The 21,951-nt window shown below is 68.7% G+C and carries 25 protein-coding genes; 14 read left to right on the top strand and 11 right to left on the bottom strand.

Translation table 11 applies throughout. The features are described 5' to 3' along the window. Nucleotides 1-55 precede the first annotated feature (55 nt). Nucleotides 56-625, top strand: a complete 570-nt coding sequence (locus JZ792_RS04655) for a class I SAM-dependent methyltransferase (RefSeq protein ID WP_216907156.1) — start codon at nt 56-58, stop codon at nt 623-625. A 7-nt stretch (nt 626-632) separates the two neighbouring features. Here the strand turns inward: JZ792_RS04655 and JZ792_RS04650 are convergent, their stop codons facing one another. Together JZ792_RS04650 and JZ792_RS04645 are read right to left on the bottom strand one after the other, a co-directional pair. Then, a complete protein-coding gene (locus JZ792_RS04650; protein ID WP_216907154.1) occupies nt 633-1,184 on the bottom strand; it encodes a hypothetical protein in 552 nt (183 codons plus the stop codon). After that, nucleotides 1,184-2,995 (bottom strand): DEAD/DEAH box helicase, encoded by a 1,812-nt coding sequence (locus JZ792_RS04645; protein WP_216907152.1) that lies wholly within the window; start codon nt 2,993-2,995, stop codon nt 1,184-1,186. The genes JZ792_RS04650 and JZ792_RS04645 overlap by 1 nt, the downstream gene beginning before the upstream one ends. A gap of 151 nt (nt 2,996-3,146) precedes the next feature. On the opposite strand from JZ792_RS04645, the gene JZ792_RS04640 reads away from it, so the two are divergent. Then, nucleotides 3,147-3,884, top strand: a complete 738-nt coding sequence (locus tag JZ792_RS04640) for a TetR/AcrR family transcriptional regulator C-terminal domain-containing protein (protein ID WP_216907327.1) — start codon at nt 3,147-3,149, stop codon at nt 3,882-3,884. A 113-nt stretch (nt 3,885-3,997) separates the two neighbouring features. On the opposite strand, the gene JZ792_RS41795 is transcribed toward JZ792_RS04640, so the two are convergent. Beyond that, complete coding sequence (locus JZ792_RS41795; protein ID WP_109527629.1) at nt 3,998-4,192, bottom strand: DUF7455 domain-containing protein; 195 nt, start codon at nt 4,190-4,192, stop codon at nt 3,998-4,000. Nucleotides 4,193-4,469: 277 nt separating this feature from the next. Here JZ792_RS41795 and JZ792_RS04635 point away from each other — a divergent pair, with 277 nt between their 5' ends. The 3 genes from JZ792_RS04635 (at nt 4,470) to JZ792_RS04625 (ending at nt 6,637) form a co-directional block, all read left to right on the top strand. Further along, nucleotides 4,470-4,838: a DUF952 domain-containing protein gene (locus JZ792_RS04635; RefSeq protein ID WP_216907150.1), complete on the top strand. Its 369-nt coding sequence runs from the start codon at nt 4,470-4,472 to the stop codon at nt 4,836-4,838. 134 nt (nt 4,839-4,972) lie between these two features. Further along, nucleotides 4,973-5,455, top strand: a complete 483-nt coding sequence (locus JZ792_RS04630) for a cation:proton antiporter regulatory subunit (RefSeq protein WP_109527760.1) — start codon at nt 4,973-4,975, stop codon at nt 5,453-5,455. A gap of 3 nt (nt 5,456-5,458) precedes the next feature. Then, nucleotides 5,459-6,637 carry a cation:proton antiporter gene (locus JZ792_RS04625; RefSeq protein WP_216907148.1) on the top strand — a complete coding sequence of 393 codons (1,179 nt, stop codon included), beginning with the start codon at nt 5,459-5,461 and terminating at the stop codon, nt 6,635-6,637. An 11-nt stretch (nt 6,638-6,648) separates the two neighbouring features. On the opposite strand, the gene JZ792_RS04620 is transcribed toward JZ792_RS04625, so the two are convergent. Further along, entirely contained in the window at nt 6,649-7,428 is a 780-nt protein-coding gene (locus JZ792_RS04620) for a rhomboid-like protein (protein ID WP_216907146.1), read from the bottom strand. Nucleotides 7,429-7,597: 169 nt separating this feature from the next. Here JZ792_RS04620 and eat point away from each other — a divergent pair, with 169 nt between their 5' ends. Genes eat through eutC form a run of 3 tightly spaced genes read left to right on the top strand, consistent with a single transcriptional unit; the run spans nt 7,598 to nt 11,287 of the window. Further along, entirely contained in the window at nt 7,598-9,022 is a 1,425-nt protein-coding gene (eat, locus tag JZ792_RS04615) for an ethanolamine permease (RefSeq protein ID WP_216907144.1), read from the top strand. Nucleotides 9,023-9,047: 25 nt separating this feature from the next. Continuing rightward, a complete protein-coding gene (locus JZ792_RS04610; RefSeq protein ID WP_216907142.1) occupies nt 9,048-10,466 on the top strand; it encodes an ethanolamine ammonia-lyase subunit EutB in 1,419 nt (472 codons plus the stop codon). Beyond that, the gene (gene eutC / locus JZ792_RS04605; protein ID WP_216907140.1) at nt 10,466-11,287 is read left to right on the top strand and encodes an ethanolamine ammonia-lyase subunit EutC; all 822 of its coding nucleotides are present in this window, start codon (nt 10,466-10,468) and stop codon (nt 11,285-11,287) included. Before JZ792_RS04610 ends, eutC begins: the two co-directional genes overlap by 1 nt. 22 nt (nt 11,288-11,309) lie before the next feature. Here eutC and JZ792_RS04600 read toward each other — a convergent pair whose 3' ends face one another. From JZ792_RS04600 to ppgK, 4 genes are all read right to left on the bottom strand, one after another. After that, a complete protein-coding gene (locus JZ792_RS04600; RefSeq protein ID WP_216907138.1) occupies nt 11,310-12,230 on the bottom strand; it encodes an MHYT domain-containing protein in 921 nt (306 codons plus the stop codon). 163 nt (nt 12,231-12,393) lie between these two features. Continuing rightward, entirely contained in the window at nt 12,394-12,888 is a 495-nt protein-coding gene (locus tag JZ792_RS04595; protein ID WP_216907136.1) for a hypothetical protein, read from the bottom strand. A 10-nt stretch (nt 12,889-12,898) separates the two neighbouring features. Beyond that, nucleotides 12,899-14,257 (bottom strand): RNA polymerase sigma factor, encoded by a 1,359-nt coding sequence (locus JZ792_RS04590; RefSeq protein WP_216907134.1) that lies wholly within the window; start codon nt 14,255-14,257, stop codon nt 12,899-12,901. A gap of 286 nt (nt 14,258-14,543) precedes the next feature. Continuing rightward, nucleotides 14,544-15,302: a polyphosphate--glucose phosphotransferase gene (ppgK, locus tag JZ792_RS04585; protein ID WP_216907132.1), complete on the bottom strand. Its 759-nt coding sequence runs from the start codon at nt 15,300-15,302 to the stop codon at nt 14,544-14,546. Nucleotides 15,303-15,505: 203 nt separating this feature from the next. Between ppgK and JZ792_RS04580 the strand changes: the two genes are divergently transcribed. Then, a complete protein-coding gene (locus JZ792_RS04580) occupies nt 15,506-16,420 on the top strand; it encodes an inositol monophosphatase family protein (protein ID WP_254189281.1) in 915 nt (304 codons plus the stop codon). 67 nt (nt 16,421-16,487) lie between these two features. Here JZ792_RS04580 and cei read toward each other — a convergent pair whose 3' ends face one another. Beyond that, complete coding sequence (gene cei, locus JZ792_RS04575) at nt 16,488-17,159, bottom strand: envelope integrity protein Cei (RefSeq protein ID WP_216907128.1); 672 nt, start codon at nt 17,157-17,159, stop codon at nt 16,488-16,490. Between the two features lie 378 nt (nt 17,160-17,537). On the opposite strand from cei, the gene JZ792_RS04570 reads away from it, so the two are divergent. Continuing rightward, nucleotides 17,538-17,840, top strand: a complete 303-nt coding sequence (locus tag JZ792_RS04570) for a DUF4193 domain-containing protein (RefSeq protein ID WP_109527639.1) — start codon at nt 17,538-17,540, stop codon at nt 17,838-17,840. Nucleotides 17,841-17,906: 66 nt separating this feature from the next. Here JZ792_RS04570 and JZ792_RS04565 read toward each other — a convergent pair whose 3' ends face one another. Then, nucleotides 17,907-18,392: a DUF3093 domain-containing protein gene (locus tag JZ792_RS04565; protein WP_216907326.1), complete on the bottom strand. Its 486-nt coding sequence runs from the start codon at nt 18,390-18,392 to the stop codon at nt 17,907-17,909. 130 nt (nt 18,393-18,522) lie between these two features. Here JZ792_RS04565 and dut point away from each other — a divergent pair, with 130 nt between their 5' ends. Together dut and JZ792_RS04555 are read left to right on the top strand one after the other, a co-directional pair. After that, nucleotides 18,523-18,948 (top strand): dUTP diphosphatase, encoded by a 426-nt coding sequence (gene dut / locus JZ792_RS04560; RefSeq protein ID WP_232840036.1) that lies wholly within the window; start codon nt 18,523-18,525, stop codon nt 18,946-18,948. Nucleotides 18,949-18,953: 5 nt separating this feature from the next. Then, complete coding sequence (locus tag JZ792_RS04555) at nt 18,954-19,832, top strand: DUF3710 domain-containing protein (RefSeq protein ID WP_216907126.1); 879 nt, start codon at nt 18,954-18,956, stop codon at nt 19,830-19,832. Between the two features lie 53 nt (nt 19,833-19,885). On the opposite strand, the gene JZ792_RS04550 is transcribed toward JZ792_RS04555, so the two are convergent. Next, nucleotides 19,886-20,611 carry an alpha/beta fold hydrolase gene (locus JZ792_RS04550; protein WP_216907325.1) on the bottom strand — a complete coding sequence of 242 codons (726 nt, stop codon included), beginning with the start codon at nt 20,609-20,611 and terminating at the stop codon, nt 19,886-19,888. Nucleotides 20,612-20,779: 168 nt separating this feature from the next. Between JZ792_RS04550 and JZ792_RS04545 the strand changes: the two genes are divergently transcribed. Together JZ792_RS04545 and JZ792_RS04540 are read left to right on the top strand one after the other, a co-directional pair. After that, a complete protein-coding gene (locus JZ792_RS04545; protein WP_109527644.1) occupies nt 20,780-21,157 on the top strand; it encodes an OB-fold nucleic acid binding domain-containing protein in 378 nt (125 codons plus the stop codon). 5 nt (nt 21,158-21,162) lie between these two features. Continuing rightward, nucleotides 21,163-21,936 (top strand): DUF3159 domain-containing protein, encoded by a 774-nt coding sequence (locus tag JZ792_RS04540; protein WP_216907124.1) that lies wholly within the window; start codon nt 21,163-21,165, stop codon nt 21,934-21,936. Nucleotides 21,937-21,951 lie beyond the last annotated feature (15 nt).

Genomic DNA, 21,951 nt, shown 5'->3' with positions numbered 1-21,951 from the left:
AATTTGTCACCGTAGCCTGTCGTGGCGGCGGCGTCGGCTTCCTACCGTTGAGTTCATGCCGATGAACATCCTGCACCGCGTGCTCTGCCGTTCCACCGTCTGGGAGCGGATCAGCGCGACCAAGATCGTGCCGTGGGCGTTGTCCGATATCGATCTCGGCGGCCGTGCCCTCGAGATCGGACCGGGGTACGGCGCCAATATTCGCAGTCTGCTCGATCGGGCAGGCTCGCTGACCGGGCTCGAGATCGAACCCGCGCTCGCCGAGCGGCTACGGACCCGGCACGGGGCCGAGATGACCGTGATCGAGGGTGACGGCGCTCGAATGCCGTTGCCCGCGGCGGACTTCGATTCCGTGGTCTGCTTCACCATGTTGCATCACGTGCCGTCGGTCTCCGAACAGGACGCGCTGTTCGCCGAGGCGCTGCGCGTACTGCGCCCCGGCGGGGTCTTCGCGGGCAGCGACGGAATCGACAGCAGGGGTTTTCGGCTCATCCATCTCGGTGACACCTGCCTGCCGGTGCCGCCGGAGACCGCCGTCGATCGATTGACCCGTGCGGGATTCGTCGACGTCGAGATCGACACGGGCGGCGGCAGTTTTCGTTTCCGGGCGCACAGGCCGGAGTGAGTCCCGCTCACGCGAGGTCGAAATAGTCCGCCGGGTCGAGCGCGTCGATCGGCGTCCAGCGTCGCGCCTCGACCTCGACCGGATCGCGCGCGGCGTCGGATACGGCGAAGTAGCCCTGGATTTCGAGGGCGAGCCGGGGATTCTCGTCGACGCGGCGGGCCGTGTCGTAGATCGTCGACAGCACGTGAACACAGCGCGCGGTGCGCGCCGAGCAGGAGCAGTCCGTCGCGGCGAGCACCGGGACGGGTGGGATACCCGCGGCCACGAGCGCCCGGTGCATGTCGTCGGTGAGGACGGTGGGATCGGGGATGACGGCGGTGATGGCCGTGATCGTCGCACGGCCGAGCGGCGCGACCTCGAGATGGGTCACCGAGGCCTGCCCGCCGCGATGGATCGCGGCGCGGATGACCCGGCCCTCGACCGTAGTCGCCACACCGGCGTTGCGGGCGATGCTGCGCGCCCGGGGCAACAGCGGGTCGGGCCTGGTCTGGCGTAGCGGCTCGGCCAGCCGGACCCAGTCCATCCCCCACGGGGTGTAACCGAATTCGTTGTCCGCCATCAGTTCTCCCTCTTGCGACGCAGGATCTGCACGAGTTGCTCGTCGTCGAGGCGGGCCAGCGCCGCGATTCCGGTGGTATCGGACAGGTCGGTCAGCGCGGATTTGCGATCGTGCATACCCGCGATGTGCTCCTCCACCGTCGTGGCGGAGGTGAGGGTGGTGATGGTGACGGTCCGGGTCTGACCGATGCGGTGCGCCCGATCCGAGGCCTGCGCCTCCACCGCCGGATTCCACCAGCGGTCGAAGTGGATGACGTCGGCCGCCCTGGTGAGGGTGAGGCCGGTACCCGCCGCGCGCAGGCTGAGCACGAGTACCGGTGGGCCGTCCGGTGCTTGGAAATCGGTGACGATCGAGGCGCGGTGCGCCCGGTCGAGTCCGCCGTGGAAGAACGGCGCCGTGATGCCGAACTGTTCGGACAGGTGGCGGACCAGCAGCTCCCCGGTCTGCCGGTACTGGGTGAACACCAGGGTGGGGGAGCCGTTGTCGAGGTTGGTCGCCACGATATCGGCGCACAGGTCGAGTTTTCCCGACCGCCCGGACAGTTCGTCCAGCTCGCCGGTGACCAGGCCGGGATGGTTGCAGACCTGTTTGAGGGCGGTCAGCGCGGCGAGTACCAGGCTCCGTCGTCGCGCGCCCACACCGAATCCGTCGTCGATCGCGCGATCGAGCAGCCGATCGTAGAGCTTCTCCTGTTCCGCGCTGAGGTCGCAGAGCAGATCGCTGTGGATCTTCGCCGGAAGCGATGCCGCGACTTCGGATTTCCGCCGGGCCAGCAGCACCGGTTCGATGGTGTCGCGCAGGCGGGCGGCCGCCGTGGTCGATCCCTCGGCGATCGGCCGGACGAACCGGCGACGGAATTGGGTGCGGTGCGCGAACAGTCGCGGCGTGACCAGGTTCAGCAGGGCCCACAGCTCCTCGAGATGGTTCTCCACCGGGGTACCGGTCAGCGCGACCGTCGCCGACGCGCGCAGGGCGCGTGCGGCCTTGGAGACCTGGGTGCGCGGATTCTTCAACGCTTGCGCCTCGTCGAAGATCGCCGTCGCCCAGTGCTGTTCGGCGAGCAGGTGACCGTGCGGGCGCAGCGTCGGATAACCCGTGATCACCACCGCGCCCTCGATGTCCGTGACGGCGGGTGCGTCACCGCCGCGCCAGATCACCGGCCGTAGCCCCGGGGCGAACCGAGTGATCTCGTGCGCCCAGTTGCCGACCAGTGAGGTCGGGCACACGACGAGCTGCGTCCCCTGCCCGGCCCGCCCGAGCAGAAACCCGATGGTCTGCACGGTCTTTCCCAGACCCATCTCGTCGGCCAGCACCGCGCCGCCGAAGGCGTCGGTGGTCTCGCGCAACCACCCCACGCCGCGCACCTGGTAGGGCCGCAGCTCCGCGCGCAGCGCCGTCGCCAATTCGACTTCCACCGATCGGGTCTCGCGCACGATCCGCAGCGCGCGATCGGCGGCGACGACCGAGGCGCCGACAGCGTCGGGCACCGCGTGCGCCGCGATCGGCAACCGGGAGATCCGCTCGTCCCCGGCCAGGACCTCTCGCCAGAGCAGTAGCGACGGCCCCGGTTCGACGACCGTGCCCGGGTTCCCGGGGATGTCCACGGCATCGGTCACACCCGTCGCGCTCGCGCCGGGGACCACATCTAGTTTCACGAACTCGTCGGGTTCGACCAGCGCGCAGTCGACTTCGGCGACCTCGATGACGCCGTGCGGGCCCGTCGGGATCGCGAGCGCGAGGGTTTCACGGGCGCCGATGCCCGCGGGGGCTCGGCCCGCGATGTGGCCGGTCCAGGTCCAGAGGGCGAACATGTGTCGGTCGGGCAGATAGGTGGCGTGTGTTGTTGGCAGGGCCGACCCCGATCGTCGTATAGTGTACGGAGTATCAACATACACCGTACCGAATTCGTTCCCGAGGGGTTCCGTGGTCGAGGACACCGGCGCGCACGAGGCCGAACAGCTGATGCGGCTGCTGTGGCGCCATGCCGTACCCGCCCGCACGGGCGGACGTGGGCCCAAACAGAAGGTCAGCGTCGACGCGGTGGTGGCCGCGGCGGTCACCCTCGCGGACCGGGACGGATACGACCGGGTCTCCATCCGGTCGGTGGCCGCGGAACTGGGCCTGCGGCCGATGAGCCTGTACACCTACGTGCCGAGCAAGGAGGCGCTGGCCGTGCTCATGGTCGACGCCGTCGCAGACCGGGACGTGCCCATCCCCGGCACCGACCCGCCGCGCCGCCGCATGGGCGCGATCGCCGGGCAGATCCGCGACGAACTGCTCGCCCACCCCTGGCTGCTCGAGGTCTCACCGTGGCGGCTGGTGCTCGGTCCGGGCCGGATGCGGCGATACGAGCGGCAGCTCGCCGCGATCGACGGCATCGGGCTGTCGGATCTGGATATGGACCGGGTGATCGCGGTGCTGTCGGAATTCGCGACCGGTAACGCCAGGATGGCGATCGCGGCGCGGCGCAGTGCCGCGGTGCTCAGTGACGCGCGATGGTGGGCCGAACACGGTCCGCTGCTGGATCGGCTGATGCCCGCCGCGGAATTTCCGCTGGCCTCGCGGGTGGGCGCCGCGGTCGGTGAGCACTATCAGGCGCCCGCGGATCCGGACGACGCGTTCGAATTCGGCCTGGAGCGCTTGCTCGACGGGATATTCGCCGAGGTGCAAGCGCCGCGAACCCGGCCTCCGGCGTCATAGCCGATGGCTCTGGGTCGGTGAACGCCGACAGCGGGCGACATAGTCGCCCGCTGTCGGGGAATACGATGTTCTGTTTTTCGATGCTGTTGTGTCGGGACGCGAATACCACCGGTTCAGACTGTGGGAGCAGACTCCGTGTCGATGACGGCTTCGAGCTCACGCAATCGATCCATGTGTTCGTTCGCGTGGTGCTGGCAGAAGAGCAACTCTCCACCTGCGGGCAGCGTGGCACGCACGCGTGCCGCCGCACCGCAACGGTCGCAACGATCGACCGCGGTCAGTGGGGTGCTTGTCAGGGTTCCTGGCATGACTCCTCCGTCCTGGCTCCCGGCACTACAGTCCGTTCACCTGGTGTGGGGCCCCGTGGTCACTCCGCGGGGCTCGCAACCGCTACTTCCCAGCAGTGGTATGACTACTCTGTCAGACGTTCGGGACGGGGGCTTTGTTCCCGCGAATGATTCAGTGTGTTTTGCCTAACATGACCTGCGATTTTCGCTACCGGCGAACATCTCACGTCGACTGCGACCACACATCCTCGTTCACGCCTCGATCCGGCCGATCCAGTTGTCTACCGGGAGATTACCCGTGATCTATGACACTCACACGCTCGTTCACATTTGTACCCGTGACGAATGGCTGGCCGCCCGCCCGCTCGGGCAGTACCGGCCGTCGTCGTTCGACGAGATCGGCTTCGTCCATCTGTCGTCTCCCGCGCAGGCGCATCTGCCCGCCAACAGGCTCTTCGCCGGACGTTGCGACCTGGTCCTGCTGCGCATCGATCCCGCCAGGGTCGGCTCGCCCGTCGTGTGGGAACCCGGGGTGCCGACCGATCCGGAGTCGATGCTGTTCCCGCACCTCTACGGTCCGCTGCCGGTGGACGCCGTGACCGACGTGGTCGAATTCCTTCCCGAACCGGACGGCACCTTCGCCCCGCTCGCCGTCGCCCACGAGTGAGCCGTCGCGAACCTCGGGGCGTACCAGCCGAAATGCCGATCCCCGGGGCGATCCCCACGGGCCGTCGAAGGCCCCTGGCGCGCACCTGGAGGGCAGTTCGGCACAAGGGGCATAGTGAGAGTTAGGGTGGAGTGGTGAACGTCGATGTCACCGCACTGCCCGGTATCGGGGTACGCAAGGATTTCCAGGCGCGCTCCGGTCGCCGCATCGGTGTGGTCGACCACCGCGACGGCGGAATAGATCTGATCGTCTCCAAACTGGACGATCCCGATGCCTGTGCGGCCCAGATTCCGCTCAGCACCGACGAGGCCGCCGTGCTGGCCAATCTGCTCGGCGCGCCCCAGTTGGTGGCGAAGCTGAACGAGGATCATCGGGACATGCCCGGGATCACCACGCGTCAGATGCCGATCGGCGAGGATTCCCCCTACGAGGGGCGCACCCTCGGCGAGACCGGAATGCGTACCCGCACCAAGGCATCCATCGTCGCGGTGATGCGCGCGGGTCAGCTGCATCCGTCGCCGGGTCCGGACTTCACCTTCACGCGCGACGATGTGCTCGTTGTCGTCGGCACTCCCGACGGACTCGACGCCGCCGGGAAGATCCTGTCGCACGGGTGAGCCATGACCGCCACCGCGCTCGCGTTGCTCGAGCTCGGGGCGGTTCTGTTCGTTCTCGGCATGCTCGGCCGGGTCGCGGATCGATTCGGTATGTCGCCGATCCCGCTCTACCTGCTGGGCGGGTTGGCCTTCGGTCAGGGTGGGTTCGTCGCGCTCGGCGCCGCAGGCGAATTCAGTCATCTGGCAAGCGAAATCGGCGTCGTACTGCTGCTCCTGCTGCTCGGGTTGGAATACACCGCCGCCGAACTCGTCACGGGTCTGCGCCGATCCTGGGCGGCGGGTCTGCTCGACATCGTCGCCAACGCGACCCCGGGCGCCGTGGTCGCGCTGCTGCTGGGCTGGGGTTTCGCCGGCGCGCTCACGATGGCCGGGGTCACCTACATCTCGTCGTCGGGGATCGTCGCCAAAGTGCTCGACGACCTAGGTCGGCTCGGTAACCGCGAAACCCCGGTCATCCTGTCCATTCTCGTATTCGAGGATCTCGCGATGGCGGTCTACCTGCCGATCCTCACCACCGTGCTGGCCGGGCTGAGCCTGTTCGCCGGAATGAAGGCGCTCGGGCTCGCGCTGCTGACGGTGACGGTGGTGCTGGTCGTGGCCCTGCGCTACGGACGTTTCGTCTCGGCGCTGGTCGACAGTTCCGACAACGAGGTCTTCCTGCTCGAACTCCTCGGCGCCGCACTGCTCGTCGCGGGCGCGGCCTCGGCGCTGAACATCTCGGCGGCGGTCGGCGCGTTCCTACTCGGCATCGCGATCTCCGGATCCACCGCGCAGGAGGCGGTGAAACTGCTGGAACCGCTGCGGGATCTGTTCGCCGCCATCTTCTTCGTCGCCTTCGGGCTGGCGACCGATCTCCAGGCGATACCACCGGTTCTCGGCTGGGCGATCATCCTCGCGGTCGTCACCCTGCTCACCAAGGTCGGCACCGGCTGGTGGGCGGCGAGCCGTCAGGGCATCAAGGCGATGGGCCGGGCACGCACCGGCGCCGCGCTGGTCGCGCGCGGTGAATTCTCCATCGTCATCGCGGGACTCGCCGTGGCGACGGGCGCGGTCGACGGTGAACTGGCCGCCTTCGCCTCGGCCTACGTGCTGCTGATGGCGATCCTCGGACCGACCGCCGCCCGGCTCGTCGAACCCGTCGTCACGCTGTTCCGGCGCGCCGATCCCGCGCCGAGCGGCTGACCGCGCACCGGTCAGCTCCCCGCCTCTGTCGAGATGTCGGCGTCACCGGTGGTGTCGCGCGCCCGAACCCGTTCGACCCGCCGCCAGAACGTCGAGGCGACGAGACCGACCACCACACCGATCACGGCGGCGCACAGGTGGCCGTAATCGGTGAAGGTCGGACCCACCCACAGGGCCGCGGCCGCGGCGGCGACCACGACGCACGCCCAAGTCCAGCGCACCGCGCCGCGGAAGCGGAACGCCATCGCCGCGAGTACCGCGGTGAAGCCGTAACTGGTGCCGACGTCGGCGGCCATCGCGACGCGCCCCGGTATGAGGCCGCGGTCGATGGCGTGGTCGATGCCCGTGACGGTGAGTAGCGTCGCCCCGATATGGCCCGTGGCGAACAGCGCGATCCAGCGGGCGGTGCCGAGCCAGCGTTCCGCCGCCGCCATCACGATCAGGAATCCGGCGATGGTGAGCCAGGGAAAACCGCCCTCGGTCCAGAACGCCGAGGCGACGAGTACCTGCACCGGATTGTGCTGCATGTTGTACAGATTCGTCGACGCCGACAGGATCAGCCTGCGCTCCACCGCGTCGCCGACCCCGCGCAGGGTCCACCAGGTGACGAAGAGGGTGAAGGCGTAGGCGGTACTGGCGGGAGCGGCCGCCAGATGCGCGCGCAGCGCGGGCAGGACACGGCGGACGGCGTGCGGCGCGCGCACCGACACCGAGGCCGCCCGCAGCACCGTCCGCAGTTCGACGGTGTCGGTCCAGGGCGAACCGGTCCGCCGCGCCGTCGAAGTATCCACGCTGACGAGTGTGCCGTGGGCGCCGAGGCGTCGCCGTCCGACGCGCCTGCCCGCGGTGTGCGAGGTGTCACCGACCCGGGCCGGTGACCGTAACCTCGTTTCACCTGCGGGCAATATTCGCTCCCAACAATTGGTCCATTGTCCGAATCGGCCAGGAGTGCGGATCACCATGACGATCGACGACGCGACATCGACCCCGGAAGCCGCCGGGGACGACTATCTGGCCAAACGCACGCTGCGTTCGGGGACCGCGGGCTGGGTACTGCTCGCCGGACTCGGCATCAGCTACGTCATCTCCGGCGACTTCTCCGGCTGGAACTTCGGGATCGCCGAAGGCGGATTCGGCGGTCTGCTCATCGCTTTCGTGGTGATCGCCGCGATGTACCTGGCGATGGTTCTCGGAATGGCCGAACTGTCGGCCGCGCTGCCCGCGGCCGGTGGCGGTTACACCTTCGCCAGACGCGCGCTCGGCCCGTGGGGCGGTTTCGCGACCGGCACCGCCGTCCTGCTGGAATACGCGATCGCCCCCGCGGCGATCGCCACCTTCATCGGCGCCTACGTCGAATCGCTGAACCTGTTCGGTATCACCGACGGCTGGTGGGTCTACCTCGCCGCGTACGCGCTGTTCATCGGCGTGCACCTGGCGGGCGCGGGCGAGGCGCTCAAAGCCATGTTCGTGATCACCGCCATCGCGCTGGTCGGCCTGCTGATCTTCGTCGTCGCCGCCGTCGGCCTGTTCGACTCGGCCAATCTCACCGATATCGCCGCCGACCCCGACGCGCTCGGCAGTTCGGATTTCCTGCCCTTCGGCCTGGTCGGGATCTGGTCCGCGGTGCCGTTCGCCATCTGGTTCTTCCTGGCGGTGGAAGGGGTGCCGCTGGCCGCCGAGGAAGCGCGCGAACCGGAGAAGAATGTACCCAAGGGCATCATCATCAGCATGCTGGTGCTGATCGTCACCGGTGCCGCGGTACTCGTGCTGGCGACGGGAGCGCTGGGCGCACAGGGTATTTCGGCATCGGGCAATCCGCTGGTCGAGGCGCTCGGCGACGGGGCGGCGGCCAAGACCGTCAACTACATCGGTCTGGCGGGCCTGGTCGCCAGTTTTTTCTCCATCGTCTACGCCTACTCGCGCCAGACCTTCGCGCTGTCGCGTGCGGGCTATCTGCCCACACGTCTTTCGGTGACCAACGCGCGCAAGGCGCCGGTGCTGGCGCTGATCGTGCCGGGTGTGATCGGATTCGTGCTCTCGCTCACCGGGAAGGGCGCGATGCTGCTGAACATGGCGGTTTTCGGAGCCGCCGTGAGCTATGTGCTGATGATGATCAGCCATATCGTGCTGCGGGTGCGCGAACCGGGCATGCCGCGGCCCTACCGCACCCCGGGCGGTATCGTCACGACCTCGTTCGCGCTGGTCATCGCCTGCGCGGCGGTGATAGCGACCTTCCTGGTCGACCCCGTCGCCGCGGGCTGGACGCTCGCGGCGTTCTGCGCCTTCATGCTGTATTTCGCGCTCTACAGCAGGCATCGACTCGTCGCCTCCTCCCCGGACGAGGAATTCGCGGTACTCGCGCGCGCCGAGGAGGAATTGGAATGAGGCCGGTCGACGGGAGGTTTTCCCGATGACCCGCTACACCCGACATCTGGGCGGTGTCACCTACACCTTCGACGGATTGGTCGAACTGCTCGCCAAGGCCACCCCGCTGCGCAGCGGCGACGAACTCGCCGGGTGCGCGGCCGAGACCGACGCCGAACGCGCCGCCGCCCAATGGGCGCTGGCCGAGGTGTCGCTGACCGAATTCCTCCGCGACCCGGTGGTGCCCTACGAAACCGACGAGATCACCCGGCTCATCATCGACACCCACGATCGCGTTGCCTTCCAACCGATTTCGCATCTGACCGTGGGCGGACTGCGGGATTGGCTGCTGGCCGTCGCTGCGGGCGAACACGGCACGAGCCCCGCGCACACGCTGCGCGCCGTCGCACCCGGACTCACCCCGGAGATGGTCGCCGCGGTCAGCAAGATCATGCGCAATCAGGACCTGATCGCCGTCGCCCGCGCGGCCGAGGTGCGCGCGGCGTTCCGCAGCACCATCGGCCTGCCGGGCAGATTGGGCACCAGGCTGCAACCCAACCATCCCACCGACGACCCGCGCGGAATCGCCGCCGCCGTACTGGACGGGCTGTTGCTCGGCTGCGGCGACGCCGTGATCGGCATCAATCCGGCGACCGATTCGCCACGAGCGACGGCGGAACTGCTGCGGCTGCTCGACGAGGTCCGCGTGCGCTTCGACATCCCGACCCAATCGTGCGTGCTGTCGCATGTCACCACCACGATCGGTTTGATCGAGTCGGGTGCGCCGGTGGATCTGGTCTTCCAGTCCGTCGCGGGCACCGAGGGCGCGAATTCCGGTTTCGGGGTGAATCTCTCGCTGCTGCGCGAGGGCAACGAAGCGGGCCGCTCGCTGCGCCGGGGCACCGTCGGCGACAACGTGATGTACCTGGAGACCGGACAGGGTTCGGCGCTCTCGGCGGGCGCGCATCTCGGCACCGGCGCGCGGCCGGTCGACCAGCAGACGCTGGAGGCGCGCGCCTACGCGGTCTGTCGCGAACTCGACCCGCTGCTGGTCAACACGGTCGTCGGATTCATCGGGCCCGAATACCTCTACGACGGCAAACAGATCATCCGCGCCGGGCTAGAGGACCATTTCTGCGGCAAACTGCTCGGCCTGCCGATGGGTGTCGATGTCTGCTACACCAATCACGCCGAAGCGGACCAGGACGATATGGACACCCTGCTCACGCTGCTCGGCACGGCGGGAGTCGCCTTCGTCATCGCGGTTCCCGGCGCGGACGACGTCATGCTCGGCTATCAGAGCCTGAGTTTCCACGACGCGCTCTACGCCCGCCGCGTGCTCGGTCTGCGGCCCGCCCCCGAATTCGAGTCCTGGCTGGCGGGACTGGGCATGCTCGACGCCTCGGGCCGCATCCTGCCGGTGCGCCCGACGGCGTCCCCGCTGCGCGCCCTGGCCGGTGCCTGATGGACGCCTCGCCCGAGTCCGTCTCGGCGCTCACCGCACCGGAAGATCTCGCCGAATACGGTTTCTGGCGGGAACTGCGCCGCACGACACAGGCGCGTATCGGACTCGGCCGCAGCGGCGACGCGCTACCGACGGCGCGGGTACTGGAATTGCGCGCGGCCCACGCCGCCGCGCGCGACGCCGTGCACAGTCCGCTCGATACCGCGGATCTCGCACGCCGCGTGGACGAATTCGGGCTCGGCGTCGCGGTCGAGGTGCCCAGCCGGGCCGCCGATCGCGCGGAATATCTGCGCCGACCGGATCTCGGGCGACTGCCCGCGCCCGGCTCGCTGGCCGAGATCCCGAGCGGCACGGCCGATATCGGATTCGTCCTCGCCGACGGACTGTCCCCCCGCGCGCTGACCGATCACGGACCGTCGATGCTCGCCGCCCTCATCCGCGAACTGGCACAGCGCTATTCGATCGCCGCGCCGGTGATCGCCACCCAGGCCAGGGTCGCGCTCGGCGACCATATCGCCGAGGCGTTGGGGGTGAGCACCGTGGTGGTGCTGATCGGCGAACGCCCCGGTCTGTCGGTGGCCGACTCACTCGGCATCTACCTCACCCATCTACCGCGACCCGGCCGCACCGACGCCGATCGCAACTGCGTCTCCAATATCCATCCGCCCGAAGGCCTCGACTACGTCAGGGCCGCGCGGGTGGTGGCGGCCTTGATCTCCGGCGCGCGGACGCTCGGACGGTCGGGCGTCGATCTCAAGGACACCTCGGGCACCGACCTTCCCGGCGCGATGGCGGGGGTGGACGCCGAACCACTCGGGTGAGCGGCCCGACGCTCTGATCGGCTCAGTGGTTGCGCGGCACCGGGCGGCTCGGCCAGTACTGGGTCACGGGCTCGTCGACGACCGGCACGTGCTCCGGGCGGCGAGGGGTGTTCCACGGATCGTCGTCCGCATGTTGTTGCGCCAGTGGGTATCTCACCGGCGGCGGGGCAACGTCGTCACCGGCGGGACGCACTGTCGCCGGGCGCACCGGCGGCAGTTCGAGATCGCGTTCGATCGAGGTGAGGCTGACGCTGATGAGCAGCAGCATGGTGACGATGGCGATGCCGACGATCAGCGGGGCGAGCAGTTGCAGCGCGTCGGTGCCCTCCGGAGTGCCGTGCTCGTGGCCGCCGTGTGCCCGCATCGCCGCCATGCCGGTGTAGTGCATCCCGCAGACCGCGACGGCCATGATCAACGACGCGCCGACCGCGGCGAGCTGTCCGCGCACGTTCACGGTGAACCACAGCGCGGCCGTCGCCGCGACCACGGCGATCACCAACGAGAGCACGACCAGGGTTGTGTCGTAACTGATGTCGGCGCTCGAATTCATCGCGTGCATGCCGGTGTAGTGCATACCCGCGACGCCGAGACCGGTGATGAGTCCACCGGTCAGCAGGGCCCACATCCTCGGATGCGGAGTGACGACGAGAACCAATCCGATGCCGACCACCACGATCGCGGTGGCGGCGCTGAACAGCGTCAGCGGCACATCGAAGCGGATCGGCGAGCCCTGGATCGAGAAGCCGAGCATCGCGATGAAATGCATGACCCAGATGCCCGTACCGCCGATCGACACGGCGGCCAGTGACAGCCACAGCAGCCGCTTCTCGCCCGCTCTCGCGCGGGCGGCGCACTGTAGTCCCAGGAACGATCCGGTGAAGGACAGAACATAGGCGAGGATGGGCGTCAACCATCCGTAGCTGAAGTGGTAAATGTCTAGCACCGCGAACCCCACTGCCGGCGGAATCCATCCGGCTGACCAAGAAATGATGTGGCGGCTCAGACGATACGCAAGATCATGCGTGCCCGAGCGGGTAAGAGGCTACCAGAACGGTGGCGTCGGTCACTTTCTGTTTGAACCGGCAACCGAATGGTCACCGGGGCGGTCACCCGCGGTCGCGGGTGACCGTGAAAGTCGTACACCCCTGGCCGGTCACCCTGCCGGCGAGACGGACGGGAGAAACCTCGACGGCGACGAGATCGACCATCGAATAGGTGCTCGGCCGGGTGATCCAGCGACGCTGGGTGAAGGTGAGGACGTCGTCGACATAGCCGACGCCCATCGCGAAGGAGCCGTGCGGCACCGCGGGATTGACGGGGGACGGCCCGAAGTCGAAGACCGCGGACGCGATGGTGCCCTCGGGCGGGTCGATGGTCAACGTCAGCGCCGTCTCGCCCTGACCGCAGCGGTAGGAGCCCGTCCAGCGACCGGCCAGCACCCGCAACGACACCTGGTCGGATCCCGGTCCGGTGGTAGGCGGCGCGGTCGTACCGACCGCGACCGTATCCGCCGGAGCGGGGTGTCCCGAAACCACCTGCCCGCATCCGCCGAGCAACGCCGAGACGGCGAACAGCGCGACGAACGCGGGCCCCCGAGACATAGCGTGGAAATCAGTCCAGGTAGTCGCGCAGGACCTGCGAGCGGCTCGGGTGGCGCAGCTTGCTCATGGTCTTGGACTCGATCTGCCGGATGCGCTCACGGGTGACCCCGTACACCTGGCCGATCTCGTCGAGGGTGCGCGGCTGACCGTCGGTGAGACCGAAACGCAGCCGGACCACGCCCGCCTCACGCTCGGACAGCGTCTCCAGCACCGACTGCAACTGGTCCTGCAACAGCGTGAAGCTCACCGCGTCCACCGCGACGACGGCTTCGGAATCCTCGATGAAATCGCCGAGCTGGCTGTCGCCCTCGTCGCCGATGGTCTGGTCCAGCGAGATCGGCTCACGCGCGTACTGCTGGATCTCCAGCACCTTCTCCGGCGTGATGTCCATTTCCTTGGCGAGCTCCTCCGGGGTGGGCTCGCGGCCCAGATCCTGGAGCAGTTCGCGTTGGATTCGGCCGAGTTTGTTGATGACCTCGACCATGTGCACCGGGATACGGATGGTGCGGGCCTGGTCGGCCATGGCGCGGGTGATGGCCTGACGGATCCACCAGGTGGCGTACGTGGAGAACTTGTAGCCCTTGGTGTAGTCGAATTTCTCGACCGCGCGGATCAGACCGAGGTTGCCCTCCTGGATGAGATCCAGGAACGCCATGCCGCGGCCGGTGTAGCGCTTGGCCAGCGACACCACCAGTCGCAGGTTGGCCTCGAGCAGGTGGTTCTTGGCCCGGTTGCCGTCGCGCACGATCCAGTTGAAGTCACGGCGTGTCGCCACGGGCAGCTTCTCGCCCGCCTCGGCCCATTCCCGCACCTTCTCCGCCGCGTAGAGGCCCGCCTCGATCCGCTTGGCGAGTTCGACCTCCTCCTCGGCGTTCAGCAGCGCGACCTTGCCGATCTGCTTGAGGTAGGCGCGCACCGAGTCGGCGGAGGCGGTGAGTTCGGCATCCTTGCGCGCCTGACGCAGCGCCTCGGATTCCTCTTCGTCCCAGACGAAATCACCGGACGCCTTGTCGGCGGCGGTCGGCTCGGGAGTCTCCTCGTCGGCCGCCTCGGCCGTGTCCTCGACGACCTCCTCGGTGAGCTCGTCCTCGGAGATCTCGAGATCTTCCAGATCCTCGATTTCCTCGATCGACTCGTCCTCGACCGCCTCGCCCGATTCCGGCGCGCCGTCGGGACCCACCTTCTTGGTGGCAGCCTTCTTCGCCGGCGCCTTCTTGGCGGCGGCTTTCTTGGCCGGAGCCGCCTTCTTGGCGACCGCCTTCTTCGCGGGGGCCTTCTTGGCGGCAGCCTTGCGGACCGGCCGTGCTTCGGTTACATCTGCGGAGTCGGCGTCGGCCGATTCGGCGGTCTGACGGGTCGTGGCTACCACGTACGCCCTTTCGTGACGGTCTCGTGCGGCGTCACGCCAGAGTGGTGATCCGGCGGAGCGGTCTGTCGGGTTTCACCGGCGGAGGGCCGGTCGGGTTTCTCCGGCTCACCGCCGGGCATGCTCCATTGTAACGATCCAACCAGCCTACTCATGGCCACCTCGGGTATTGCGGTGCTTCGCGGTCCGCATATCCGGTGCGTACGGGGCTCGGCGGGTCCCCGGTGTGTCGGGGGTGTCCGGCCTGCGCGGTGACGTTCGAGCGGGCCCGCGACACCGCGCGGTGGCCTCACGGAAGCAGGCCGGACGCGATCGCCATCGCCGCGCCGACGATCCCCGCGGTATTGCGCAGATGCGCGGGCAATACCGGAGTTCGGTTGGTGAGCAACGGGATCCACTGATCCGCGTCGCGGCTGATCCCGCCGCCCGCGACGATGATGTCTGGCCAGAACAGATTCTCCAGACCGATCAGCACGGTGCTGACCTCCGCCGCCCACTGGGGATAGCTGAGTCCGTCCCTGTCCTTGATCGACGCGGCGGCGCGGTGTTCGGTCTCGATTCCGCCGATTTCCAGATGGCCGAGTTCGGTGTTGGGCACCAGCGTGCCGTGGTACAGCAATGCCGAGCCGATTCCGGTGCCGAAGGTCAGCAGCAGCACCAGTCCGTCGAAATCCTTTGCCGCGCCATACCGGTCCTCGGCGAGTCCGGCCGCGTCCGCGTCGTTGAGGACGGTGACCGCACGGCCGCCGAGCGCCTCGGAGAACAGCGCCCTGGTGTCGGTGCCGATCCAGTCCTTGTCGATATTGGCGGCCGTGCGCGCGACGCCGCCGAGCACGACGGCGGGCAGCGTGACGCCGACCGGACCGTCCCACGCGGCCTCGGCGACGAGTTCGGCGACCGCGGCGGCGACCGCGGCCGGTGTTGACGGCTGCGGTGTCGCGATCTTGACCCGCTCGTGGACGAGTTCACCGGTGGCCAGGTCGACCGCGGCGCCCTTGACGCCGCTGCCACCGATATCGATTCCGAATGCTTGCCCCCGAGCGGACATGGCTAACCCCTCGTTCCGTATGCGTGGTGCGGACCTGCTGTCCGTCCGAGCGCCCTGCTGGCCGGTGTGATGACGGCGCCGTCGCACCGGCTCCCACGCGCCCGCTTGGCGGGATGCGACGGATGCCCGACGACGGCGCTGTGTCGTGCACGACAAGAGTAATGCGAGTTCGGTACTGCGCCCGCCCGAGGATGTGTGATGCGATGGGGGGCGTGCCCGAATCCTCCTCGTCAGTCGCTGCCGCCTCCGTCGATCTGCCACCGGAAGAGGTGGCCGAACTCCGTCGTCTCGCCGTCGATCTCGCCGAATCCGCCGCCGCCCACGTACGCACCCGCCGTCCGGAGGTCTTCGGCCCCACCGGCGCTCGCGCCGACGACGCCGTCCGGAGCAAGGCCCACCCGACCGATCCGGTCACCGTGGTCGACACCGAGGCCGAGGAGTTGATCCGCGCGCGCCTGGCCGACCTGCGCCCCGGTGATCCGATCCTCGGCGAGGAAGGCGGGGGAAGCCTCGTCGGCACCGACGACGCGGTGCACTGGGTGCTCGACCCGATCGACGGCACCGTCAACTTCCTCTACGGCATCCCCGGCTACGCGGTATCGGTGGCGGCGATGCGCGGTGGCCGCTCGATCGCGGGCGCGGTGGTCGACGTCGAGCGCGCGGTGACCTACAGCGCCGGCCTCGGACTCGGCGCGATCAGCGTCGACGCGGACGGCGTCGTCGACCACCTGCGCTGCGCCACGGTCGACTCGGTGTCGATGTCACTGGTCGCCACCGGCTTCGCCTACGGCCAGTTCCGGCGTACCAGGCAGGCGGCGCTGATCGCGCAGGTGCTGCCGCAGGTGCGCGATATCCGCCGCTTCGGCGCCGCCGCCCTCGATCTGTGTCACGTCGCGGCGGGTCGGGTCGACGCGTATTTCGAGCACGGGCTCAACGCGTGGGACTGGGGCGCGGGCGCGCTGATCGCCGCCGAGTCGGGCGCGGTGCTGACGCTGCCGTCCGCGGACGCCCCCGGCACCGACGGCGATCTCGTCATCGCCGCCGCCCCCGGTGTCGCCGCCGAACTCGCGGCGCTGCTCGAGAGTGTCGGCGCGACCGAACCGATCCCGGACCGCTAGGGACGGCGAACGCCGGAACCACGGTGTGGTTCCGGCGTCCGATGGACCGATCGCGGTGGCGGCGCGCTCAGCAGCGCGCCTCGCGGGCGGCCTCGAGCAGGTCGAGATCGATCGACCCACCGGGGGCCGGATTCTTGAGCGACCGCAGCACTTCCTCGGCGTCGTTGGTCGGCCGCAGTTCGCGGGACAGGCTGCCGAGCACCAGATCGACCGAATCGTCCTCGCGCTGATCCTCGATCAGTTCCGCGCACGGCGCGACCAACTGGACCGAGGCGGCGGCTGTGCGACCGCTCACACCGAACCGGATCTGGCCCGCGCAGACCAGGTCGCCGTTGACGTATATCGAATCGTTGCCGTACTGCGCTCCCGGCACGCTCGCGAAACCGAGGTCCCCGAGTTGGGCGGCGATCTGGGCCGCCTGCCCACGCTCGTTGTTGGCGTTCAGCACCTTGACCTTGCTGTTCGCCAGCGGAGCCGGTTCCAGATCCTGCAATCTCGACGAGCCGACCCGCTGCCCGAGCTGCGGCTGTGGCTCCGCGCCGGGATCGGTCGCCGGGCTCGGCGCGTTGCAGGTCATCGCGGCCGTGTCGGTGCCCTCGGTCGTCAAGGCCTTGAACCACACGATCGTGCAGATCAGCAGCATGATGCCGAGGAAGATGAGCCATGGCCGAGGCCGCCGACGGATGTGGGGTCGCCCCTGGGGATCCGTCGCGCTGCCTTCGGTGATCAGTGAAACCACGTGCACACTCTACGAAAAGGTTCGGCCTTCGGTGCGCAAGGTCTCGGTGAGTTCGACGTCGGGTGTCGATTACCCGTCGGTTTCGACTCGTCTGTGTTTTGATTGCGACTTTTGTCGCGGGGTCCGCTATTGTCTGGCGGCCCAGATCGAATCACCAGCGGCGAAATCGGTGGTCGGTCGCGGGAACAAGTAGGGCATGTCCTGCGTTTACCGAGCGCTGTCCGGAGTGGATTCATCTGACCACGCCTGATAGGAGAGCGGTACACGTGTGATGTGTGCCACCGGCGGGGCGGAGCGGGGCACCCCGATTCCTCGAAGGAATCGGGCGTGGCGCGAGCCGGTCCGGGATATACGGAGTAAGGACGAGGGGAAGACGACATGGCAACCGACTATGACGCACCGAGGCGTACAGAAACCGACGATGTGTCGGAAGATTCGCTCGAGGAGCTGAAGGCTCGTCGCAACGAGGCACAGTCCGCCGTCGTGGATATCGACGAATCCGATACCGCGGAGTCGTTCGAGCTTCCCGGCGCGGATCTGTCCGACGAAGTGCTGAGCGTTCGGGTGATTCCGAAGCAGGCCGACGAGTTCACCTGTTCGAGCTGCTTCCTGGTACATCACCGGAGCAGGCTGGCCAGTGAGGCCGGCGGGCAGCTGATCTGCATGGATTGCGGCGCCTGAGCTCGCACGAGATCGACGAAACCGCGACCGTCGGGTTTGCACCCCGATTCGGCCGCACGCGTTCTGTCAGCCCGCGCTCGGCAGCCCGAGCGCGGCGAGAACCCTCTCCGGATGGCGAGTACTGATCAGCCAGTAGGGCGTCGGGTCATCCGGGTCATCGAGGACGAGTAGCACCATGGGCCCGATCCAGGGACGGTGCTGGACATAAGCGGCCGGGTCGAGCTGTCTGCCCATGGCCGCGCTCTTGGCCGTCGGCGCGACGACGGCCGCGCGTGACACGAAGTTCACCGGCAGGTGAGCTCGGTCGGCGTGCAGTTCGGGCGTTCCCGACGCGTCGCCGTGGACCCGGACACGGTGACGGCTCAGCCACAGCAGCACCCAGACCGGCACCGGGAACAGCAGCGCGTAGGGCAGCCACGCGCGCACTCCCGGCGCGCCCATGTGGATCTCGGCGGCCAGCAGACCCGCGATGGCGAAGGCGATGGGCCACCACCACAGTGGTACCCAGAGGCGCTCGCTGTAGGGATCGGCGGCGCGCTTCTCGTTGTCCATCACGGAGTGGTTGGGCTGGTCCGACACGACTCAACACTAAGTCACGGGGCCTGCGGCCGTACGCGTAGGCTCGTCATCCGTGAGCGCACTTTCACCCATACCTCTGCTGCGGCTGGATCCCGGCATCCCGATGCCCGCGCGCGCCCATGACGGCGACGCGGGTGTCGACCTGTGCACCACGGAAGATGTCATCCTGGAGCCGGGGGAGCGGGTGCTCGTCGGCACGGGAGTCGCCGTCGCGCTACCGATCGGCACGGTCGGTCTGATCCATCCGCGCTCGGGTCTCGCGGCGAAGACGGGGCTGTCCGTGGTGAACACGCCGGGAACCGTCGACGCGGGGTATCGCGGTGAGATCAAGGTGTGCTTGATCAATCACGATCCGCGCACCCCGATCGAATTGCGCCGGGGCGACCGGATCGCGCAGCTGCTCGTGCAGCGGGTAGAACTGGTGGATTTCGTGGAGGTCGACCGGCTCGACGAGACGACGCGCGGCGCCGGGGGCTACGGCTCCAGCGGTGGGCACGCGAGTCTGGCCGAGACCGTCGAGAAGGGCTGATCGCGATGTTCGGTAGAAAGAAGCGGTCCGACGAGTACGACGATCGTTACGAAGAATCCGACGCCTACGACGCCGATTACGATGACGCCCCCTACACCGAGGCCGCGGCGTTCGACGACGACGCGGCCTTCGACGACGACGTCGACACCGCCGACATCCCCGTCATCGATCCCGCCGACGCGACGAAGGCGGGTCCGTACGACTACGAGGACGTGGCCGAACTCCTGACCGCCGTGGCCGAGCAGCGACTCGACCTCGGGTCGGTGATCATCCCGGTGCCGCCGGGCGGGCAGTTGCAGGTCGAGATGACCCCGGACGGCACCCCGCAGGCGGTGCATCTGGCCACCGATCACGGCAGGCTCACCGTGGCCGCCTACGCCGCCCCCAAATCACCGGGCCAGTGGCGGACCGTCGCCGCCGATCTGGCCGATTCCCTGCGCAAGGACGGGGCGAAGGTCGCCGTGGAATCCGGGCCGTGGGGCCGGGAACTGCTCGCCATCACCGAGGGCGCCGACCTGCGCTTCATCGGCGTCGACGGCTACCGCTGGATGGTGCGACTCGTCGCGGCGGGCCCGTCGGGCGCCGCGGACGCGGGCACCCCGCTGGTCGCCGCCGCGCGCGCGATGCTGCGCGAGACGGTCGTACGGCGCGGCACCGACCCGCTGCCGGTGCGTGACCCGCTGCCGGTGGTACTGCCGCCCCAGCTGGCCGATCAGCTGACCGCGGCGCACCAGGCCCAGGTCGATGCCCAACAGGAACAGTTGGCCGCCCAGGCGGCTGTCGCGGCGCAGCAGAGCGCGGGCAGCGTCATCCCGCCGAGGATGCCGCAGGAGCCCAGGCGCGGCGCCGACGGTTCGGCGATGCAGCAGCTCGGCCTGAACTGAGTCACTCCCGAAACCTCTCGGCCCGCGCACCGCGGGCAGAGAGGTTTCGTGTCTCAGTCGAAGGCCGCGAACCCGATGCGGCCGAGGACCGCCGGATCGGCGCCGAGTTCGTCCAGGGTGATCCGGTACAGCGCGGCCTCGGGGATCGTCTCGGCCCACTGTTCGGCGACGGCGAGCGGGTGCACGGGATCGTCGATCGCGGCGACGAGCGCGACCGGGACGCCGACCGATCCGAGTCGTTCGACGTCCGGCCACGCGTATCCCGCCGCTTCGCGCAGCGCCCGCGGCAATTGCGGCCACTGGGCCCGCCACGATTGCGTCAGGGCGTCGGCGAGCCAGGCCGGACTGGTGGCCCGCATCCCTTCGATCACCGGTTCCAGGCCGTCGGCGGCGAGCCGATCGGCGGTGAAGGCGGCACTGAGGGCCGCCGGGCAGTCGGTGGTGTCGGCACCGGTCCACGCGGGGAGCGCGGCGATGACACCTGTCACATTCCCCGGATGTTCGGCGGCCCATTCCACGGCGATCGCGGCGCCGAGCGAGATACCCGCGGCGAGGATCGGACCGCGTGCCGCCGCGGCGTCGAGCGCGGCCCGGTAACCGGCGATCAATCCGCGCGGATCGGGTTCGGCCGCGACGAATTCCAGCCCCGAGGCCGCGGCGGCCGCGCCGAAGGCACGGCGTGCGAAATCGGCGTCGGAACCGGTGCCTGGCAACGCGACAGCTACCCTGGGGCGGCCCGAAGGTTTCAACCTGATCGTTTCGGGGGATTTCAACGCCATGGATCGACGATCGTTGCCCGCCGAATGTGGGGAGTCGAACACCGGGCCGAGCGTAGCGGGGCAGTCCCGCTGCGCCTACAGTGGCGGTGTACGGCCGATCGCCGGTCGTCCATCGAAAATGACGATGGTGTGCGACCCACGCCATCTGCTCTAGCAGGAGAGCGTGCAATGCCATCCGCTGCCTCAGGATATTTTCGCCGACTGGGCCGCAGACTGACCGAGGACATCGATCAGCTGGACGCCGAGGAGTTGGCCGAGACGGCGGACGCGTCGGGAGCCTGTCGCGCTTCCGAGTGTCGTCGTGGAGACGAAGCCACCATGCTGGGCCGACTACGTAGTGTCGAAGCGTGTCCGAAATCTGTCGGCGCCAGTGTGCAGGCAGAATTCTTCGACGGCACCGACGCCATCACCCTGGTGTGGATCGGGCGTCGCCGCATCCCCGGCATCGAACCGGGCAGGCGAATCCTGGTCCGCGGTCGTGTCGGTGATCGCGACGGCCGCAAGGTGATCTACAACCCCTACTACGAATTGCGCGGGAACAGCTGACACGTATGCCATCGAGCAACGACAACGGCGCCGAGACGGGCGCGCCGACCGAGACCGGACTGCGCCAGCCGACCGGCACCTTCCGTGTCCACCCCGCTGCCGGGAGCGGTGCTCCCGCGACCGGTGCGACCGCCACGTCCGAGGACGTGCGTGAGCCGATCCCCGACCCGGCCGAGAAAACGCTGCTCGAACAACTCGGCGGCTTGGCGGGCCTGATCTATTCGACCCTTCCGGTCCTCGTCTTCGTCCCGGTGAACACCCTGGCCGGGCTCACCGCCGCCGTCTGGTCCGCGCTCGGCGTCGCCGCGACGATCCTGGTGTGGCGGCTGGCGCGGCGCACTCCGATCCAGCCCGCGATCTCCGGATTCATCGGCGTCGGCATCTGCGCGTTCATCGCCTGGCGGATGGGAGAGGCCAAGGGGTTCTTCCTTTTCGGGATCTACACCAGTCTCGTGTACGCGGGCATCTTCCTGGTCTCGGTGCTGGCGCGCAGACCGCTGGTCGGCGTGATCTGGGGATATCTGAACGGGCACGGCACCGACTGGCGCGCCGACCGCGCGGTCGTGCGCCTCTACGACATCGCCACCGCCGCCTGGGTACTGGTGTTCGGCGCCCGCTATCTCGTCCAGTCCTCGCTCTACGACACCGACCACACCGGCTGGCTCGCCTTCGCGCGCATCGCGATGGGGTGGCCGCTGACCGCCGTGGCGTTGACCGTCACCGTGTGGGCGGTCCGCAGGGCCGGGCACATGCCCGCGCGCAAACCCGCCGCGACCTGATCACCCGGACGGCGT

Origin of the sequence: Nocardia noduli, assembly GCF_019038455.1 — a bacterium.
Classification (GTDB): Bacteria; Actinomycetota; Actinomycetes; order Mycobacteriales; family Mycobacteriaceae; genus Nocardia; species Nocardia noduli.
The sequence above is the reverse complement of the archived record's forward strand: the minus strand, read 5'-3'. Positions and strand labels throughout refer to the sequence as shown.